The organism is Enterobacter cloacae complex sp. SHL009, assembly GCF_049237205.1.
Classification (GTDB): Bacteria; Pseudomonadota; Gammaproteobacteria; order Enterobacterales; family Enterobacteriaceae; genus Enterobacter; species Enterobacter cloacae_M.
Map to the genome: position 1 here is coordinate 112,230 of NZ_JBMKIW010000008.1, position 17,762 is coordinate 129,991.

Annotated in this window: 17 protein-coding genes; 5 read left to right on the forward strand and 12 right to left on the reverse strand. The window is 61.3% G+C overall.

Translation table 11 applies throughout. From position 1 onward, the window contains the following. Positions 1-5: 5 nt before the first annotated feature. From ACOTZC_RS17795 to ACOTZC_RS17810, 4 genes are all read right to left on the reverse strand, one after another. Complete coding sequence (locus ACOTZC_RS17795; RefSeq protein ID WP_213750975.1) at positions 6-1,247, reverse strand: LVIVD repeat-containing protein; 1,242 nt, start codon at positions 1,245-1,247, stop codon at positions 6-8. A gap of 129 nt (positions 1,248-1,376) precedes the next feature. After that, positions 1,377-2,441, reverse strand: a complete 1,065-nt coding sequence (locus ACOTZC_RS17800) for a sugar ABC transporter substrate-binding protein (RefSeq protein ID WP_163353554.1) — start codon at positions 2,439-2,441, stop codon at positions 1,377-1,379. Positions 2,442-2,460: 19 nt separating this feature from the next. Next, positions 2,461-3,456, reverse strand: a complete 996-nt coding sequence (locus tag ACOTZC_RS17805) for an ABC transporter permease (protein WP_023310717.1) — start codon at positions 3,454-3,456, stop codon at positions 2,461-2,463. Next, positions 3,453-4,955, reverse strand: coding sequence for a sugar ABC transporter ATP-binding protein (locus tag ACOTZC_RS17810; RefSeq protein WP_421635897.1), 1,503 nt, complete (start codon positions 4,953-4,955; stop codon positions 3,453-3,455). Before ACOTZC_RS17810 ends, ACOTZC_RS17805 begins: the two co-directional genes overlap by 4 nt. 159 nt (positions 4,956-5,114) lie before the next feature. On the opposite strand from ACOTZC_RS17810, the gene ACOTZC_RS17815 reads away from it, so the two are divergent. The 4 genes from ACOTZC_RS17815 (at position 5,115) to ACOTZC_RS17830 (ending at position 7,869) form a co-directional block, all read left to right on the forward strand. Beyond that, positions 5,115-6,203: an oxidoreductase gene (locus tag ACOTZC_RS17815; protein WP_047742554.1), complete on the forward strand. Its 1,089-nt coding sequence runs from the start codon at positions 5,115-5,117 to the stop codon at positions 6,201-6,203. 57 nt (positions 6,204-6,260) lie between these two features. Beyond that, positions 6,261-7,004 carry an SDR family NAD(P)-dependent oxidoreductase gene (locus ACOTZC_RS17820; RefSeq protein WP_032661029.1) on the forward strand — a complete coding sequence of 248 codons (744 nt, stop codon included), beginning with the start codon at positions 6,261-6,263 and terminating at the stop codon, positions 7,002-7,004. Between the two features lie 183 nt (positions 7,005-7,187). Beyond that, positions 7,188-7,493, forward strand: coding sequence for a type II toxin-antitoxin system RelE family toxin (locus tag ACOTZC_RS17825; RefSeq protein ID WP_047173400.1), 306 nt, complete (start codon positions 7,188-7,190; stop codon positions 7,491-7,493). After that, positions 7,465-7,869 (forward strand): helix-turn-helix domain-containing protein, encoded by a 405-nt coding sequence (locus tag ACOTZC_RS17830; protein ID WP_421635898.1) that lies wholly within the window; start codon positions 7,465-7,467, stop codon positions 7,867-7,869. Before ACOTZC_RS17825 ends, ACOTZC_RS17830 begins: the two co-directional genes overlap by 29 nt. Here ACOTZC_RS17830 and ACOTZC_RS17835 read toward each other — a convergent pair. From ACOTZC_RS17835 to entC, 7 genes are all read right to left on the reverse strand, one after another. Beyond that, complete coding sequence (locus ACOTZC_RS17835; RefSeq protein WP_006809671.1) at positions 7,866-8,063, reverse strand: YbdD/YjiX family protein; 198 nt, start codon at positions 8,061-8,063, stop codon at positions 7,866-7,868. The two genes, ACOTZC_RS17830 and ACOTZC_RS17835, sit on opposite strands and share 4 nt — an antisense overlap. 96 nt (positions 8,064-8,159) lie before the next feature. Continuing rightward, on the reverse strand, positions 8,160-10,265 hold the full coding sequence (gene cstA, locus ACOTZC_RS17840; RefSeq protein ID WP_023310711.1) for a pyruvate/proton symporter CstA: 2,106 nt from the start codon (positions 10,263-10,265) through the stop codon (positions 8,160-8,162). A 149-nt stretch (positions 10,266-10,414) separates the two neighbouring features. Then, positions 10,415-10,828, reverse strand: coding sequence for a proofreading thioesterase EntH (entH, locus tag ACOTZC_RS17845; RefSeq protein ID WP_029740111.1), 414 nt, complete (start codon positions 10,826-10,828; stop codon positions 10,415-10,417). A 1-nt stretch (position 10,829) separates the two neighbouring features. Beyond that, complete coding sequence (gene entA, locus ACOTZC_RS17850) at positions 10,830-11,585, reverse strand: 2,3-dihydro-2,3-dihydroxybenzoate dehydrogenase EntA (RefSeq protein ID WP_421635899.1); 756 nt, start codon at positions 11,583-11,585, stop codon at positions 10,830-10,832. Further along, positions 11,582-12,436, reverse strand: coding sequence for an isochorismatase family protein (locus tag ACOTZC_RS17855; RefSeq protein ID WP_421635900.1), 855 nt, complete (start codon positions 12,434-12,436; stop codon positions 11,582-11,584). Before ACOTZC_RS17855 ends, entA begins: the two co-directional genes overlap by 4 nt. Before the next feature lie 10 nt (positions 12,437-12,446). Then, entirely contained in the window at positions 12,447-14,057 is a 1,611-nt protein-coding gene (entE, locus tag ACOTZC_RS17860) for a (2,3-dihydroxybenzoyl)adenylate synthase EntE (RefSeq protein WP_252040789.1), read from the reverse strand. A 9-nt stretch (positions 14,058-14,066) separates the two neighbouring features. Further along, positions 14,067-15,242, reverse strand: a complete 1,176-nt coding sequence (gene entC, locus ACOTZC_RS17865; RefSeq protein WP_045402061.1) for an isochorismate synthase EntC — start codon at positions 15,240-15,242, stop codon at positions 14,067-14,069. 188 nt (positions 15,243-15,430) lie between these two features. On the opposite strand from entC, the gene fepB reads away from it, so the two are divergent. Continuing rightward, on the forward strand, positions 15,431-16,390 hold the full coding sequence (gene fepB, locus ACOTZC_RS17870) for a Fe2+-enterobactin ABC transporter substrate-binding protein (protein ID WP_134866680.1): 960 nt from the start codon (positions 15,431-15,433) through the stop codon (positions 16,388-16,390). Positions 16,391-16,436: 46 nt separating this feature from the next. Here fepB and entS read toward each other — a convergent pair whose 3' ends face one another. After that, on the reverse strand, positions 16,437-17,684 hold the full coding sequence (gene entS / locus ACOTZC_RS17875; RefSeq protein ID WP_239632086.1) for an enterobactin transporter EntS: 1,248 nt from the start codon (positions 17,682-17,684) through the stop codon (positions 16,437-16,439). Positions 17,685-17,762: the final 78 nt, after the last annotated feature.

Sequence of the window (17,762 nt, forward strand, 5' to 3'; positions counted from 1 at the left end):
TGCGCTTACCCCAAATACTCAATCACCGACAGCCCGCCGTTATAATCCGTGCTGTAGATAATTCCCTGTGCATCCACAAACACGTCACACGACTGGATCACCTGCGGGCGATTCGGGCGGGTATCCATCATTTTCTCCGGTGCCGCAGGCACCAGCGCGCCGGTTTCCACCGGACGATACGGATTGGAAATGTCATACGCGCGCACGCCCGCGTTCTGATACGTCGCAAAAATCAGCGTCGAGCTGACGAAGCTCCCCGGCCGGTTCTCGTGCAGGTTATGCGGCCCGAAATGCGCACCTTTCGCCACATAGTCGGTTTCATCCGGCTGCGGGAAGGTCGAGATGCTCACCGGGTTCGACGGCTCGCGGATATCAAACAGCCAGATCAGCTTTTCGCCGTCCTCCTGGTTATCCAGCACCGCTTCGTCCAGCACCACCAGCAAATCGCGGTCCGGCAGCGGCAGCGCGGTGTGCGTCCCGCCGCCAAACGGCGGGCTCCAGTTGCGGTGGCTAATCAGCTTCGGCCGGGTGCGGTCCTTCACGTCCAGCAGCGTCAGGCCGCCGTCGCGCCAGCTGCCGTAGGCGGTATCGCCCGCGATAATCGCGTGGTGCAGCGCGTAGCGTTTCCCTTCCGGCCAGTTCGGCTTCTCCCCTTCCGCCTGGTTCATCCCCGGCAGCCACCAGCGCCCCGCCACTTCAGGCTTGCGCGGGTCCGCCAGGTCGATGGTCAGAAAGATGTAGTCGGTAAAGCCGTCAATGAGTGCTGAAACGTAGGCCCAGCGTCCGCCGACGTACCAGATGCGGTGAATGCCGATGCCGCTCAGCGACAGAAAGCCGATTTCGCGCGGCCTGTCGGGCTTGGAGATATCAAATACGCGCAGCCCGGCGCTCCAGCCTTTGTCCTGCACGTCGCTGACGGTCTCCCCTACCTGGCGGGTGTAGTAGACCTTCTCATCGGCAAAACGCGCATCGGCAAACAGATCCCGGGCGTTAATTACCAGCAGCAGGTCGTCATGCGCCTGCAGGTGCACGTTCCAGGTGCCGGGCGGCGCGGGCACGTAGCCCGCCGCTTTCGGGTTCTTCGGGTCGCGCACGTCGACAATCGAAAAGCCCTGCGACACCATATGGCCGATATAGGCGAAACCGCGATGCACCATCAGCTGTACGCCGTCCGGACGACCGCCCTGATCGCTATGGCCAATCAGCCGCATATTGCGGCTGTATTCGGGTGGGGGTAGTTGAGACACCTTGAACTCCTTTCGCCCGTTGGCGCTACGCTTACCGGGCCTACGGGTACTGTTGGTTTTCCCCCTCTCCCTGCGGGAGAGGGCCGGGGTGAGGGCGTCAGGCCGCACCTGACGCCACCCGGCCTGATTTTATTTATTTTTCGCTTCCAGCGTCGCAAACCATGGCGCGATAAAATCTTCCGTCTGGCCCCAGCCCGGAATGATTTTCCCCAGCGACGCCACGTTCACCGGGCCCGGCTGGGCGGTCAGCAGCGCCTGAGGAATGGCCGCCGCTTTGAAATCGTAGGTCGCTGGCGTCGCTTCCCCGGCAATCTTGTTCGCCACCAGACGCACGTTGGTCGCCCCAATCAGCTTCGGATCCACCGCCACGCTCACTTTCCACGGGCTGCCCGGCTCGCGCATAAGCTGCAGATCCTGGTTGGAGATGTCGATGCTGTAGAGCTTAATCTCGGTGCGGCCGTTCTCTTTCAGCGCCTTATACGCGCCCTGGCTGAAGGCGTCCCAGGTTCCCCAGATGGCATCGATTTTGCCTTTCGGGTATTTAGCGAGGATTGCGCCCACCTTGTTGGCGGTGTCGCCCTGCACGTCGGAAGAGACCGCGCCGATAGACTCCAGCTCTTTAATGTCCGGATACTGTTTTTGCAGCGCTTTATACGCCGCCTGACGACGCTCCATCGGCGGGAAGCCCGCCACCCACAGCTTGACGATATTGGCCTTGCCGTTGAAATCTTTCGCCAGCTGGCCGAAGGAGAGGTTCGTCAGGGAGGCATCGTCCTGCTGGGTGACGGTTACGCCCGGGATCTCGCCGTTAACGGCGGTATCAAAGACGGCGACTTTGATACCGGCATCCACCGCTTTCTTCACCAGCGCGGTGGAGTACGGATCGCGTCCCTGAGAGAGAATAATCCCGTCATATTTCTGGCTGATCGCCTGGTTCACGAAGTCCTGGAATTTGGCGTCGTCCCCGTTGCTTAAAAAGGTGCTGACCTTAAAGCCGAGCTTTTTCCCTTCCTGAATTGCCCCGGCAATAAACTGTGTGGTGTTGTCGTCTGAGCCGAGGTTACGGATCACCGCGATGCGGATCGGGCCGTCATGGTTCGCAATGGCAGCCGGAAGCGGCGCGGGCGTGGCCGCGAAGCCTGGCAGAGCCGTGAGCAACCCAAGTGCCACCAAAGAGAGTGCAATCTTTTTCATTTTTTATCCCGTTGTGTTGTCAGCGTTTTTGTATGTAGGTAATCGCCAGCGCTACCGCGAGCACCAGCCCTTTTATAATGTCCATGGCGTAATACGGCACGGAGAGCATCACCAGCCCGTTCGACAGCACGCCGAGAATGACCGCCCCGACCAGGGTTCCCAGCGCGTTCGGTTTGCCGGATCCGGCCAGCGAGAAGCCAATCCACGCCGCCGCCACCGCATCCATCAGGTATCCGCCGCCCGCATTTACCTGCGACGAACCGATGCGCGAAGCCAGCAAAATCCCGCCCAGGCCCGCCAGCAGCGAGGCAATCACGTAGGCCGCCACCTTGTAGCGCGTGGTACGAATGCCGGAGAGACGCGCGGCTTCGGGGTTGCCGCCGATGGCGTACATCCGGCGCCCGTGAGTGGTCAACGAGAGGCCCAGCTGCGCCAGCACGGTCACCACCAGCATGACGATAACGATGGTCGGCACCTGCCCCAGCAGGCTGAACGCCACCGGAATAGTGCCTTCCGCCATGTCGCCGCTCGGCAGCACCATGTTCTCGGTAATCGACCCGCCGTAGCTGTAGGTCATCGCCACGCCCTGAATGACGAACAGGCTGGCAAGCGTCGCGAGCATGTCAGGAATACGCAGGATGACGATCAGGAAGGCGTTAAACAGCCCCACCAGCGTGCAGAGCGCGAGGGTGATCAGAATCGACTCGGTGGTACCCAAGCCGTGCCAGACGAAAAGTGAAACCACCAGCGCGTTCGCCAGCGAGGCGGTGGATCCGACGGAGAGATCGAACCCGCCGATGGTCAACGAGATCGACACGCCAATGGCAATCACCGTCACGATGGCAATCGAGCGCAGAATGTTGATGATGTTGTTCGGATCGAGGAAGCTGTCCGACGCCAGGCCAAAGACGGCCACCAGCGCGACGACGGTCAACAGCATGCCCCACCTGTAGAGAAAATCGAAAATCTGCTGGCGGCCAGACGCCGCCGCGTTCACTGAAAGGGCCTTGCTCACGACGCCGTTCCTCCGGTTGAATAATAAAGTAGTGTCTCTTCGCGGGCCTCGGCCCCGGCGATTTCCGCCACGATGCGCCCGTCCCACAGCACGCAGATGCGGTCGCACAACCCGACCAGTTCGGCAAATTCGCCCGAAGCGTAAATCACCCCTTTGCCCTCGCGCGCCAGGCCGTCAATAAGCTGGAACAGATCGGTTTTGGCCTTCACGTCCACGCCTTTGGTCGGCTCGTCGAAGATCAGCACGCTGGCGTCATTGCGCAGCCATTTACCGATGGCAACCTTCTGCTGGTTGCCGCCGGAGAGACGGCGCAGCACCTGCCCCGGCCCACGCGCACGCACGCCGACGCGGGCTATCACCTCTTCCGCCCAGCGCCACGCCTGACGATGGCCAAACAGGCTCCAGCGCGAGAAGCTGTTATCCGCCGTTACCGCCAGGTTCATGCTCACCGGTTCGTCGATAAAAATGCCCTCTTTGCGCCGCTCCTCCGGCACCAGCGCCAGACCGCGCAGCACGGAGTCGGCCGGGTCGCACGGCTGCCAGGATTGATGATTCAGCTCACCGCGCGCCACGCGGCTTTTGGTGGCGCCAAACAGCGCCTTGCAGAGTTCGGTTTTCCCCGCGCCCGCCAGCCCGGCAATCCCGAGGATTTCGCCTTTGCGCAGGTGCAGGGAGATATCTTTCAGCAGCGCGTCGTCATGCAGACCTTCCACCCGCAGCAGCGTCTCTTCGCCGTGCGGCGGACGCGCGGGCGGATAGATATCGCTCAGCACGTGGCCGAGCATCTTCTCGACGATCGCTTCGCCGCTAAGATCGGCCATCGGGCCGGACTCGATCAGCTTGCCGTCGCGCAACACCGTCAGGGTGTCGCAGATGGCCTTCAGCTCGTGAATGCGGTGAGAGATAAACACCACGCCGATGCCCTGCTGCTTTAAGCGTCTCACTACCCCAAACAGGCGCTCGCTCTCATGCGCGTCCAGCGGCGCGGTGGGCTCATCAAGAATCAAAAAACGGCAGTGATGGGACAAGGCGCGTGCCAGCAAAATCTGCTGCTTTTCGGCCAGCGAACAGCCGTCGATGGAACGGCGAACGTCCAGCGTCACGTCGAGCTGCGCCAACGCCTGTCTCGCCTGCTGGCGGATCGCGCGCCAGCTGAAGCGATGCCCCGGCTGCGCCAGCTGGTCGAGCATGATGTTTTCGGCGATGCTTAACCCCGGGATCAGCGCCACGTCCACCTCCTGCTGCACGAGGTGGATCCCCAGCCGTTTGGCGTCAAGCGGTTCGCGGATGCTCACCGGCTGGTTGTTGATGCTGATCTCGCCCTCATAGTGGTCGTGCGTGCCGCACAGCACCGCCATCAGCGTCGATTTCCCCGCGCCGTTGGCGCCGGTCAGCGCGTGTACGGATCCGCCGGTTAAGGTGAAATTCACGCGCGACAGCGCCTGAAAGCCGGAAAAGGCCAGGCTGATACCGCGCATCTCAAGGCGACTGAAAACCATCCGCGTAAATCCTTCATTACTCTTCTGATTTATCGAATTTTTCACAGCTCCGGTTGACTGACAACGACGGAAAAGGCATAAGTTAAAGCGAAATATTATTAGCCATCCGGATGTCCAGACATAACATCGGGTTAGCGCTTCCGCAAAAAGGACACCATCATGAGCAACACCGATATCCGCGTCGTGCCTGGCCCGGCGAACTACTTCTCTCATCCCGGAAGCCTTGCGCGGCTGGATAATTTCTTTACCCCGGAACAGCTTTCCCGCGCGGTGTGGATTTACGGCGAGCGCGCTATCGAAGGCGCGCGCCCTTTCCTGCCGGAGAGCTTTAACGCGCCAGGGGCGAAACGCCTGCTGTTTAAAGGCCACTGCAGCGAGCGCGACGTCACCCATCTGGTGAATGAATCCGGCAGCGACGCCAGCGTGGTGATTGGCGTCGGCGGCGGCGCGGTGATGGATACCGTCAAGGCCGTGGCGCGCCGCTTAGGGGTGCCGTTCGTGGGCATCCCCACCATTGCCGCCACCTGCGCGGCGTGGACCCCGCTCTCCGTCTGGTACAACGATGCCGGTCAGGCGCTGCATTTTGAGATCTTCGACGACGCCAACTTCCTGGTGCTGGTGGAGCCGCAGATCGTCCTTAACGCCCCGGCGGAGTATCTGCTGGCGGGCATCGGCGATACGCTGGCGAAGTGGTACGAAGCGGTGGTATTGGCACCTGAGCCGGAGAACCTGCCGCTGACCGTGCGGCTGGGCATCAACGGCGCGCTGGCGATCCGCGACGTGCTGCTGACGCGCAGCGAAGAGGCGCTGGCCGACCAGCAGCGCGGCGAACAGACGCAGGCGTTTCGGGACGTGGTCGATGCAATCATCGCCGGCGGCGGAATGGTTGGCGGCCTGGGCGAGCGCTACACCCGCGTGGCGGCGGCGCATGCGGTACACAACGGCTTAACCGTGCTGCCGCAGACGGAAAAATACCTGCACGGCACCAAGGTAGCCTACGGGATTCTGGTGCAGAGCGCCCTGCTCGGCCAGGACGACGTGCTGGCGCAGCTGGTCGCGGCGTACCAGCGTTTTAACCTGCCGACCACGCTGCGCGAGCTGGACGTCGACATCAATAACCGCGACGAGCTGGATCGGGTCATAGCCCACACCCTGCGCCCGGTGGAGTCGATTCACTATTTACCTGTTACGTTAACGCCTGACGTTCTGCGCGCCGCGTTTGAGAAAGTGGAATCCTTCAGCCGTTAATCGCCCCGACAGGCTATACCTAATGATGATTCTTACCACTCTCGTAAAGAGGTCATCATGCAGATCGATTTAACAGGTAAAAAGGCGCTGGTTACCGGTGCCAGCCGCGGGCTGGGTCGTGCGATTGCCCTGTCGCTGGCGCGCGCCGGTGCGGATGTGATTATTACGTATGAAAAATCTGCCGATAAAGCCCAGGCGGTCGCCGATGAGATTAAGGCGCTGGGGCGCCACAGCGAAGCCGTGCAGGCCGACAGCGCCAGCGCGCAGGCGATTCAGGATGCCGTCACCCATGCGGCGCGTTCTCTTGGCGGGCTGGACATTCTGGTCAACAACGCCGGGATCGCGCGCGGCGGCCCGCTGGAGTCCATGACGCTGGCGGACATTGACGCCCTTATCAACGTCAATATTCGCGGCGTGGTGATCGCCATTCAGGAAGCGCTGGTGCACATGTCCGACGGCGGGCGCATTATCAACATCGGAAGCTGTCTGGCAAACCGCGTGGCGCAGCCGGGCATTGCCGTTTACTCGATGACCAAATCGGCGCTGAATTCCCTCACCCGCGGGCTGGCTCGTGATTTAGGGCCGCGCGGCATTACCGTTAACCTGGTGCATCCCGGCCCCACCAACAGCGATATGAACCCGGAAGACGGGGAACAGGCTGACTCTCAGCGTCAGCTTATTGCTTTGGGTCATTACGGTCAGCCGGAAGACGTCGCGGCGGCGGTCACGTTTCTTGCCAGCCCGGCGGCCGGGCAGATCTCCGGTACCGGCCTGGACGTGGACGGCGGTTTGAACGCCTGATCGCAATCTCCCTGCAAGCCTCTGTCGCCCGGCAGAGGCGTTTCCGAGCGCCCTCGACGGTTCGCGTTTTGCCGCTTTCTCCGGTTATTTTACCGCTCTACAGTATCCCATTAGAAATTCGGAATTTATCTAATAGCCTTATTATTTCCTTATACTTTGTGTGGGCGTACAGTGGAGGTACGGATGAAGATTGTCTGGTCAAATGGTGCAAAAAAGGCATTTTCCAGAATTGACGAGCGATATCAGCGTCGAATTGAGGTAAAGCTCTCCGAGCTGGATGACAGCTCGGCTCCCCGACCCGATATCAAAAAAATATCGACGACAGAAAATCATTTCCGGCTTCGCATAGGCGATTACCGCATCGTCTATACGCTTCGGGACGATCCCGATGACCATTGTTTTGTTTTGGCCGTCAAGCGCAGAACTTCAACGACTTACCTGCATGAGGAGAGTGCCAACTATGGCTGTACAGCTAATCAAGGACGATAATGGGAAAACGCAGTACGTCGTTATTCCCTATCACGAATATTTTCGAATGCTCTTACAGATGGCAGAAATTGACGACGAAACCGATGACGATCTGGAGGATATTGAGGTCGAACACGATAGTCTGGATGACGTGGAATTGCCGGGAGAAGTATGCAGCATCATGACCTGGCAGAACGTCAGCCTGCAGGCCGCGTGGCGTATCCTGCGCGGCATGTCCCAGCAGGAGGTGGCGGAAAAACTCGGCATCACCCAGTCCGCCGTGTCGCAGCTGGAAGCGCTCGACTTCCGTCCGCAAAAGCGCACCCGTGAAAAGCTGGCGGCGATCTACGGCTGCAAGCAGGAACAGATCAGCCTCTATTTACCGAAAGAGGGTTAACAGCACTTCGCCCCGCCCTTGCCGCCGTAGCGGGCATCCTGGCGGTCGCGGAAAAATTCTTCGTAGGTCATGGGCGTCTGGTCCGGATGGTTAACGCGCATATGCTCGACGTAATTGTCGTAGTCCGGCACGCCAATCATCATCTTGGCGGCCTGGCCCAGGTACTTACCTGCTTTGGAAAGGGTGTCGAACATAATCAGTGTCTCGTTTGTTTCCGGCCCTCTCCCGAAGGGAAAGGCCGGAGAAGAAATGTGTGCCGGGTAAGGCGAAGCCGCCACCCGGCACACAGGTTAGTGCGCCCCTTTCGCCTGGGTCACAATCTCTTCCAGGTTTTCAGGCATCGGCTCGTACGGCGTCTCTTTCGCCGTTGGCTTATCGTTTTTCAACGCCGCCAGCGCGGTCTTCAGAGAATACAACGCCAGCACCACGACCACCACCATAAAGAAGATGGTCAGCCCGGCGTCCAGACGGTTGTTAAACACCAGCTGAGACAGCTGGGACTCGGTGTACTGCGCCGGGATCTTACCGCTGTCGATCATCGCCTGGAACTTGTTGGCGATCGCCAGGAAGCCCACCTTATTGTCCGGGCTGAAGGCCTTCTGCCAGCCCGCCGTCAGGGTACAGATCAGCAGCCACGCGGTTGGCACCAGTGCCACCCACGCGTAACGCTGGCGCTTCATCTTGAACAGCACCACCGCGCAGAGCATCAGCGCCATGCCCGCCAGCATCTGGTTGGCGATACCAAACAGCGGCCACAGGGTGTTAATTCCGCCCAGCGGATCAACCACGCCCTGGTGCAGGAAGTATCCCCACGCCAGCACGCACAGCGCCGTCGCCAGCAGGTTAGCCGGGAGCGAATCGGTACGCTTCAGGTTCGGGGAGATCACCCCCAGCAGGTCCTGCAGCATAAAGCGCGCCGCGCGGGTACCCGCATCTACCGCCGTCAGGATAAACAGCGCCTCGAACAGGATGGCGAAGTGATACCAGAACGACACGTCCATCAGCCCGCCCAGCGCGCCGTGCAGGATGTAGGCCATCCCCACTGCCAGCGTCGGCGCCCCGCCCGCACGGGAGATAATCGACTGCTCGCCCACTTCACTGGCGATGCTCGTCAACGTATCAGGGGTAATCGCAAAGCCCCAGCCGCTCACTACCTGCGCGGCGGACGCCACCACGTCAACGGTACCAGCCGGTGCCAGTACCGCCATCGGGCTGTTCATCGCGAAATACACGCCCGGGTCGATGATGCAGGCAGAGACCAGCGCCATGATGGCGACAAAGGATTCCATCAGCATGCCGCCGTAGCCGATCAGGCAGGCCTGATTTTCATTCGCCAGCATCTTCGGCGTGGTGCCGGAAGCGATCAGCGCGTGGAAGCCCGACACCGCGCCGCAGGCGATGGTGATAAACAGGAACGGGAAGAGGTTGCCGGTCCAGACCGGGCCGGTACCGTCGATGAATTTGGTTAACGCAGGCATGGTCAGGGTCGGGCGCATAATCAGAATGCCGATCGCTAGCCCGACGATGGTGCCGATTTTCAGGAACGTAGAGAGATAGTCACGCGGAGCCAGCAGCAGCCATACCGGCAGCACCGCCGCCACAAAGCCGTAGCCCACCAGCATCCAGGTCAGCTGGACGCCGGTAAAGTCGAAGAACGGCGCCCAGGTCGGGCTTTCCGCCACCCAGCCGCCGGAGATAATGGCGAACACCAGGAATACCAGGCCAATTACCGACACCTCACCAATGCGGCCCGGGCGCAGGTAGCGAATATAGATCCCCATAAACAGCGCCAGCGGAATGGTGAAGGCAACGGTATAGGTCCCCCACGGGCTGTGGGTCAGCGCTTTCACCACGATCATCGCCAGCACCGCGAGGATGATCACCATGATCATAAAGGTCGCCACCAGCGCAATTACCCCGGCGGTTGCCCCCATCTCCTCTTTCACCAGCTCACCCAGCGAACGCCCGTCGCGGCGGGTCGAGACGAACAGCACCATAAAGTCCTGCACCGCGCCCGCCAGCACCACGCCCGCGAGGATCCAGATCATCCCCGGCAGGTAGCCCATCTGAGCCGCCAGCACCGGCCCCACCAGCGGACCCGCTCCGGCAATCGCCGCAAAATGGTGACCGAACAGCACTTTTTTGTCGGTCGGCACGTAGTCCAGCCCGTCGTTATGGCGGACGGCAGGCGTCATGCGCGTAGCGTCAACGGCCAGAACGTTCTTGGCGATATAGCGGCCATAAAAACGGTACGCGATCAGATAAATGCAGACGGAGGCGACGACGATCCAGAGCGCATTGATCTGTTCCCCCCGGTTGAGGGCGATATAGCCCAGGGCAAAGGCTCCCACAACGGAGAGCCCTGCCCATATAAGGTATTTCCCTGAGTTGTTCATAGTTGTTGTCCGTTGTTGTGAAACAGTGAGATGTTACATTTTGTTTCTAGAACAACCGGAAAAATTTAACAACTTTGAAACGCAATAATGCGTGGTCAAACCAGAGATTTACACCACAGTGTTAAGCCGATCACTTTGATCTGCCTGGCTTAGCCCAACACCATCGTGCTCAACCGACAGGTGCAGCACCGCCGCCCCTGCTCGTCGAATACCACAATCTCCCAGCTCTGGCTCGAACGCCCCAGATGCAGCGGCTGGCAAACGCCGCGCACTTTGCCGTGAGAGACCGCACGATGGTGCGTGGCGTTAAGCTCCGTCCCCACCACGCTCTGCCCGTCGCGGGTCATCAGAAAACCGGCCATCGACCCCAGCGTTTCCGCCAGCGCCGCCGACGCGCCGCCGTGCAGCAGGCCAAACGGCTGATGGGTGCGCGCATCCACCGGCATCTCCGCTTCCAGCGTGTCGTCACCGATACGGGTATAGACAATGCCGAGATGCGCCACCAGCGTATTCAGGCTGGTTGCGTTCAGCTCCTCGAGCGGTAAATGACGTTTCCAGATCATCTTACGCTCCCAGCGTGGAGCCGCCGTCCACCACCATATCCTGCAGGGTGATATGGCTGGCGGCATCGGATGCAAGGAACAGCACCGTGCTGGCTATCTCCTGCGGACGAGCTATTTTGCCCAGCGGAATGCCAAGCTTGAACTGCTCGCCAAAGCCGCGAATACGCTGCTGCTCCGCGTCGTCGCTTTTCCACAGGGTGCGCTGCATATCGGTGTCCGTTGAGCCCGGCGACACCAGGTTACAGCGCACGCCGCTGCCCGCCAGCTCCAGCCCGACGGTCATAGCCAGGCTTTTCAGCGCCGCCTTCGACGCGCCATAGGCGCTCATGCCGATGCGCGGCGTGTGCGCCGCGTCGGACGCCACGGTGACTATCGCCCCGCCCTGCTGACGGCGGAACTGGCCCATCGTCTGCTGGAACAGGTTGAACGCGCCGCCGACGTTAACCGCGAAGGTCTGCTGCCAGTCCTCCTGCGAAAGCTGGTCCGTCGCCCCCATGCGCAGAATGCCCGCCGCATTGACCAGCACGTCCAGCCGTTCAAGCGACGCCAGCGCGCGCCCGCACACCTCATGCACCTGCGCGGCATCCGCCACGTCCAGGGTTTCAGTGGCGAACGGATAATCGCCCAGCGGAAACGCCAGATCGAAGCCGGTCACCCGTGCGCCCGCCTCAACAAACGCCAGCGCCGTCGCGTAGCCAATCCCCTTACCCGCGCCCGTCACCCAGACGGTTTTACCGGTGAAATCCAGACCCATCACTTCACCTCGCGGGAGAGCAGCGCCCACCAGGCGTCGATTGTGGGATTTTTTGCCAGCATCACGAAGTCGATATCGCCGTGCACTTTGCGCCAGCGGGCGGCCAGCGCCATCATGCGCACCGAGTCCAGGCCGTAGTCGATCAGGTTTTCGTCATCCATCGGCTCGTCGGACTCGTCCAGCAGCGGCAGGATCAGCTCGCGCAGCGCGGCTTTGATCGCCGGAACGGACGGCAGCAGCTCGTTGGTCATCACTACGCGGCCCAAGCGCCCTGCCACGTAGTTCAGCGACATCAGATGCTCGTCGCGGGTGAAATCCGCCAGCGCGTCGGCGATAAAGAACGGCTTGATGTCGCGCATAAAGGCATCGGTGGCGGTGGTCATGCAGCCGATGTGGGCGTAGACGCCGGTAATCAGCAGCTGGTTGCGGCCCGTCTCTTTCAGCATCTGCTCCAGCGGCGAGCGGTGAAACGCGCTGTAGCGCCACTTCACCAGCACCGTGTCCGCTTCGTCCGGGGTCAGTTCACTTACAATGCGCTGCTGCTCCGGTGAGCGGGTCAAGCCTGGCCCCCACATGTCGTTCAGCAGTGCGCGGTCTTCGTCGCTCTGCTCTTTCGGCTGGGCGGTGTAGTAGACGGGAATATTGTGCGCTTTGCAGTAAGCGCGCAGTCTGGCGATATTCGCCACCACCTGCTGCATCATCGCGCTGTTTTCGCCCCAGAAGTTCAGGAAATACTCCTGCATATCGTGGATTAGCAGCGCGGCGCACTCAGGCTCGAACGCCCAGTTCACCTTGTTGGCCGGCAGATCTGCGGCGGTCGGCAGCGCGTAAGCGGTTAATTTTGGAATGGCCATACTCTGTTCCTCAGCCCCGGGCGCGTTCAGCAAGCCACAGGCGCAACTGTTTCTTATCGACTTTACCGACCGGCGTTAGCGGGAGCGCATCCACGCTCTCCACGCGGTCCGGCAGCTTGAATTCGGCAACGCCCTGCTCGCGCAGGAAGCGGCGCACCTCGACCGCGCGCAGGGGCTGTTTCACCACCAGATACGCGCAGCTTTTTTCGCCCAGCAGGCTGTCCTCCATGCTCACCAGCGCGGCGTGGATCACCGACTCGTGGCGCAACAGCAGGTTTTCAATCTCTTCGGCGGCGATCTTCTCGCCGCCGCGGTTGATCTGATCTTTCTCGCGCCCCTGCACGGTGATGTAGCCCTGCTCGTCAATGGCAATCAGATCGCCGGAGCAGTAAAAGCCGTCGGCGTCAAAGGCGCTGGCGTTGTGTTCCGGGCTGTTGAAATAGCCGCGGAAGGTATACGGCCCGCGCGTCATCAGACGCCCAACCTCACCGCGCGGCAGCGGGTTTCCGTTCTCGTCCGCCACCCAAACTTCGTCGTCCGGGCACATCGGGCGGCCCTGGGTGTTGATGATGCGTTCCGGCGCGTCGTCGAGCGCGGTGTAGTTCACCAGCCCTTCCGCCATGCCGAACACCTGTTGAAGCTGGCAGCCGATTTCCGCCGGAATGCGCGCCGCGAGCGTGGCGGAGAGACGTGCGCCCCCCACCTGCAGCAGCCTGAGGGATTTAAGCTGCGCGCTTCCCGCGCCGTCGGCAATCGCCTGCAGCCAGAGGCTCACCGCCGGAGGAACCAGCGAGGTGACGTTAATCTGATGCCGTTCAATCAGCGGGAAGCAGAGCGTGGCGCTCGGATCGTTCGCCAGCACCACGCAGCCGCCCGCGGTGAAAACGCCTAACGATCCCGGCGAACTCATGGCGTAGTTATGCGCCGCGGGCAGCGCGTTCAGGTAACGCGTATCGGCGGTGATGCCGCAAATCTCGTTGCTGCGGCGAATGCTGTAGTCGTAATCGTTGTGCGTGCGCGGGATCAGCTTCGGCGTGCCGGTGCTACCGCCGGAAAGCTGGAAAAACGCCACTTCGTCGGCGGGCGTTGGGTTCGGGATGAAATTGTCCGCCGGACGCGCAATCGCCGCTTCCAGGGCGTGTTCGTCCTTATCGCCGCGCAGCAGCACGACGCGAACCGAGCGGTGCGCATCCACAAAGGTGTTAAGAAAATCATCGCCCGCAAACAGCCCGTGGTCGCGATCGGCAATCAGCGCGGCGGGTTTGATCTGCTCCGCGTAAGCGTTCAGCTCGCTGCGCTGATGGCTAAAGAGCGCGTTCACCGGCGCGACGCCGATTTGCAGCAGCGCGAAGAAAGTGATGTAGAACTCGGCCACGTTTCCGAGCTGCACCAGCGCCGTCTCGCCGCGCTGCAGCCCGCGCGCCTGAAGAGCGGACGCCAGATTGTTTACCGCCTGATTAAACGCGCGGTAGGTGATGTGCCGCTCGCCGTCGATAATCGCCATGGCATCGCTGTCCGCACGATCCGTCAGGATGTGGGTCAGCGGCAGATCCTGCCAGTAGCCTTTTTCACGGTAGCGACGGGCGAATTCCTCAGGCCAGCGGGTAAAGGGAATAGTCATGAGCGTTCCTTAGTGCAGGCCAAACACGTTAAGCATGGTGGAGAGCTTCACGCCCGTCTCGCGCCACTCGCCCACCGGCGAGGAGGCCGGCACAATGCCCGCGCCGGCAAACAGGCGAACGGTGTTTTTATGCAGACGCGCGCAGCGGATGGTCACCACCCACTCGCCGTTGCCTTCGCTGTCGCACCAGCCGACGATGCCGCCGAACAGCTCGCGGTCGAACGGCTCCAGCTCGGCAATCAGCTCTTTTGCCGCCTGATGCGGGAAGCCGCTCAGGGCCGGGGTCGGGTGCAGCAGGCAGGCCAGCGTCAGGGCGTTTTCGTTGTCACGCGCGTCACCTTCAACCGGCGTCGCCAAATGCCACAGCGTCGGCGTGGTGATGAGCTGCGGGGAAGACGGCATGCTCAGGTGGTGGCTGCGCGGTGCCAGAATGGCCTTCATCGCCTGGGTTACGAGATCGTGCTCGTGACGGTCTTTTTCGGAGGCGAGCAGCTTATTGCCCGCTTCGCGATCCAATACGTCGTCCGGCTGGCGGCGCGCGGAGCCTGCCAGCGGCAGCGAGCTAAAGTGCGCGCCCTCTTTACGCAGCAGCAGTTCCGGGCTGGCTCCGAGCAGCACGCCGCCGTCCTCCAGCGGAACGTGGAAGTTAAAGCTCGCCGGGTTCTGGGCGATCAGCCGCTCCATCAGCGCACCGCTATCCATGTTTTTATCGGTGGCGATATCAATCAGGCGCGACAGCACTACCTTATTCACCTGCGGCGTGGCGGTGAGCGACGCGGCGCGCGCGACCATCTCTTCGAACACGGGCTGAGCGGGGATCTCGGTGCGCTGTTCCACCTTCAGCGCCTGCGCGCCGGAGAAATAGCGTGCGGACTGCTGACGTGCCGGACGGGAAAAGGTCTGCCAGCGCTGAGGAATAAACAGAGAAGATGGCTTGCGGGTATCGAACGGAATAGCCCCTACCATCACCGGATGAGCGATGCCGTTAGCTTTCGCATTCCGGAAGGCCTGGGCTAATTTTTGCTGGAAGTGCCCCGCCGGATCGTCGCCGCCGACGGCGGGTTCAGAGAAGCGGGCAAAACAGCCTGAGGTAGTAAAACTGCGGTAAGGCGACATAAAGAAAAAGCTGTCTGATTGCAGCGTGGTCGCGGTGTGCTGAACTTCCTCAGCCAGGGACGTGTCCATATCATCCTCCTTAAAATGATAAAAGAAGCAATAATGATTATCATTTATATTTTCGTCGGCTAACCTAATCCCACATCGCTTCGCTGTCAACCGTCGGACAAATAACTTATGCGACAAAAGCTTGCATCCCTTCGCGGCAACCATGAAAATGAGAAGCATTATCTTCAACAAAAACAGGATGTCGCGCTGTGAAATTCCCTGCCCTATTCCGTAATACCCTGCTTTTATCTGGACTTTTTGTTTTAGGACTTGCCTCAGCCGCTGCCGCCGACTGGCCGCGTCAGGTGACCGACAGCCGAGGCGTTCACACGCTTGAGAGCAAACCGACGCGCATTGTCTCCACCAGCGTGACCTTAACCGGCTCCCTGCTGGCGATTGACGCCCCGGTCGTCGCCAGCGGCGCCACCACGCCGAACAATCGTGTGGCGGATGCGCAGGGCTTTTTGCGCCAGTGGGGTGATATTGCGAAACAGCGCAAGGTTGCACGGCTGTACATCGGCGAGCCGAGCGCCGAAGCGGTCGCCGCCCAGATGCCGGACCTGATTTTGATCAGCGCTACCGGCGGGGATTCCGCACTGGCGCTGTACGATCAGCTCTCCGCCATCGCCCCAACGCTTATCATCAACTACGACGACAAGAGCTGGCAGGCGCTGCTGACCCAGCTGGGCACCCTCACCGGGCAGGAAAAACAGGCCGCAGAGCGCATTGCCGCCTTTGATAAACAGCTCGCGCAGGTGAAACAGCAGATGAGGCTGCCGCCGCAGCCGGTGAACGCCATCGTCTACACCGCCGCCGCGCACAGCGCCAACCTGTGGACCGTAGAATCGGCGCAGGGCAAGCTGCTGCACCAGCTGGGCTTTACGCTGGCGGAGCTGCCCGCCGGACTGCACACCTCAAAAAGCCAGGGCAAACGCCACGACATCATTCAGTTGGGAGGGGAAAACCTGGCGACGGGGCTGAACGGCGAAGGGCTGTTTGTGTTTGCCGGCGACCAGAAAGACGTGGATGCGATTTACGCCAACCCGCTGCTGGCGCATTTGCCGTCGGTGAAAAACAAACGGGTCTGGGCATTGGGAACGGAGACGTTCCGCCTGGATTATTACAGCGCGATGTTGGTGTTAGACAGATTGAATGCATTGTTTAAGTAGGCATTTCCCCTCCCTCTCCCTGTGGGAGAGGGCCAGGGTGAGGGCGTCAGGCCGCCCCGTCGTTCAACACAACCTCCTGCCTGAACCGCCGCAACTCCACCAGCGCCACTAACAAAATCCCGCCAACCATCGCTAACGCAAACCCGCCGCAGCTCGCCGAGGCCACCGGGGTCATCATCGCGCCCAGCCCGCCGAGGATCGCCGCGCCAATCGCATCACCCGTCACGTTCTGCGCCGTCCACAGGCCGTTAATGCGCCCGAGCATCCCTTCCGGCGTCTGGGTCTGGATCAGGGTGTACTGCAGCAGCGAGCTGATGGCGCTCAGCCAGCCGAAAATCACCAGACACAGCACCCCGAGAGCCCACACCGGCATCAGGCTGAAGAAGCCGATGGCGATAAACGAGGCCAGCGTGGCAAGCAGCATAATCAACCCCGGACGCGCGCTCTGCGCCAGGTTGCCGCTGGTCAGCGCCCCGCACGCCGCGCCGAGCGGAATGGCGGCGTACAGTAGACCAATCTCCGAGGCGCTCATCTGCCACGCTCCCGCTAATGCCGGGTAGAGCACGCGCACGGCGCTCGCCATGGTCAGCAGGCCGCCGAGCAGCGCAATCCCGCCAATCAGCGGGTTGCTGAACAGGAAACGAATCGCGACCATCAACGATTTCAGCGGATGCTCGCGCGGCTGCGGCGGAGGCGGCAGCAGCGGCAGACGCAGCAGCGTCAGCGTGGTGATGAAGGTTCCCGCCGCCGCCAGCCCGTAGTTCCACGCCACGTTGCCGGTCGCCAGCAGCAGGCCGCCCACCATCGGCGAAATCACCGAGCCCAGACGCACGGTGAGCATGGTAATCGCCCCCGCCTGCATCAGGTTCTCGCGCCCGACCAGCGCGGGCGTTGCCGCAAGAAGCGCCGTCACGCCCAGCGAGGCGAAGAAACCGTCCCACAGCCCCAGCGCGTAAATCGCAATCAGCGACGGCTCCGGCAGCATCGCGTTCAGACACAGCCCGATAAAGCCCACGCCGCAGGTGCCGCGCGCCAGCAGGATCAGCTTTTTACGCTCGTAGCGGTCCGCCAGCACGCCGCCGACCATCAGGCCGATGAACATCGCCCCGCCGGTTAAGGTGACGGATAACCCCACCAGCCAGCTGGAGTGCGTCAGGGTCTGGATCTGTACCGGCACGGCGACGCCGAGCAGCCCGAGGGACAAAATGGAGATAAAGCGAGCGATAAAAACGGCGCGATACGCCGGGTGCGCTTTCAGCAGGCTGAGGTTGAGCAGCCAGGATTTTTGATTCATGACAAAGCCTTGAGTCTATTTCTACCCTTTCCATGGGCGCACATGCTAACATAGCCAAATAAGATAGATAACGATAAT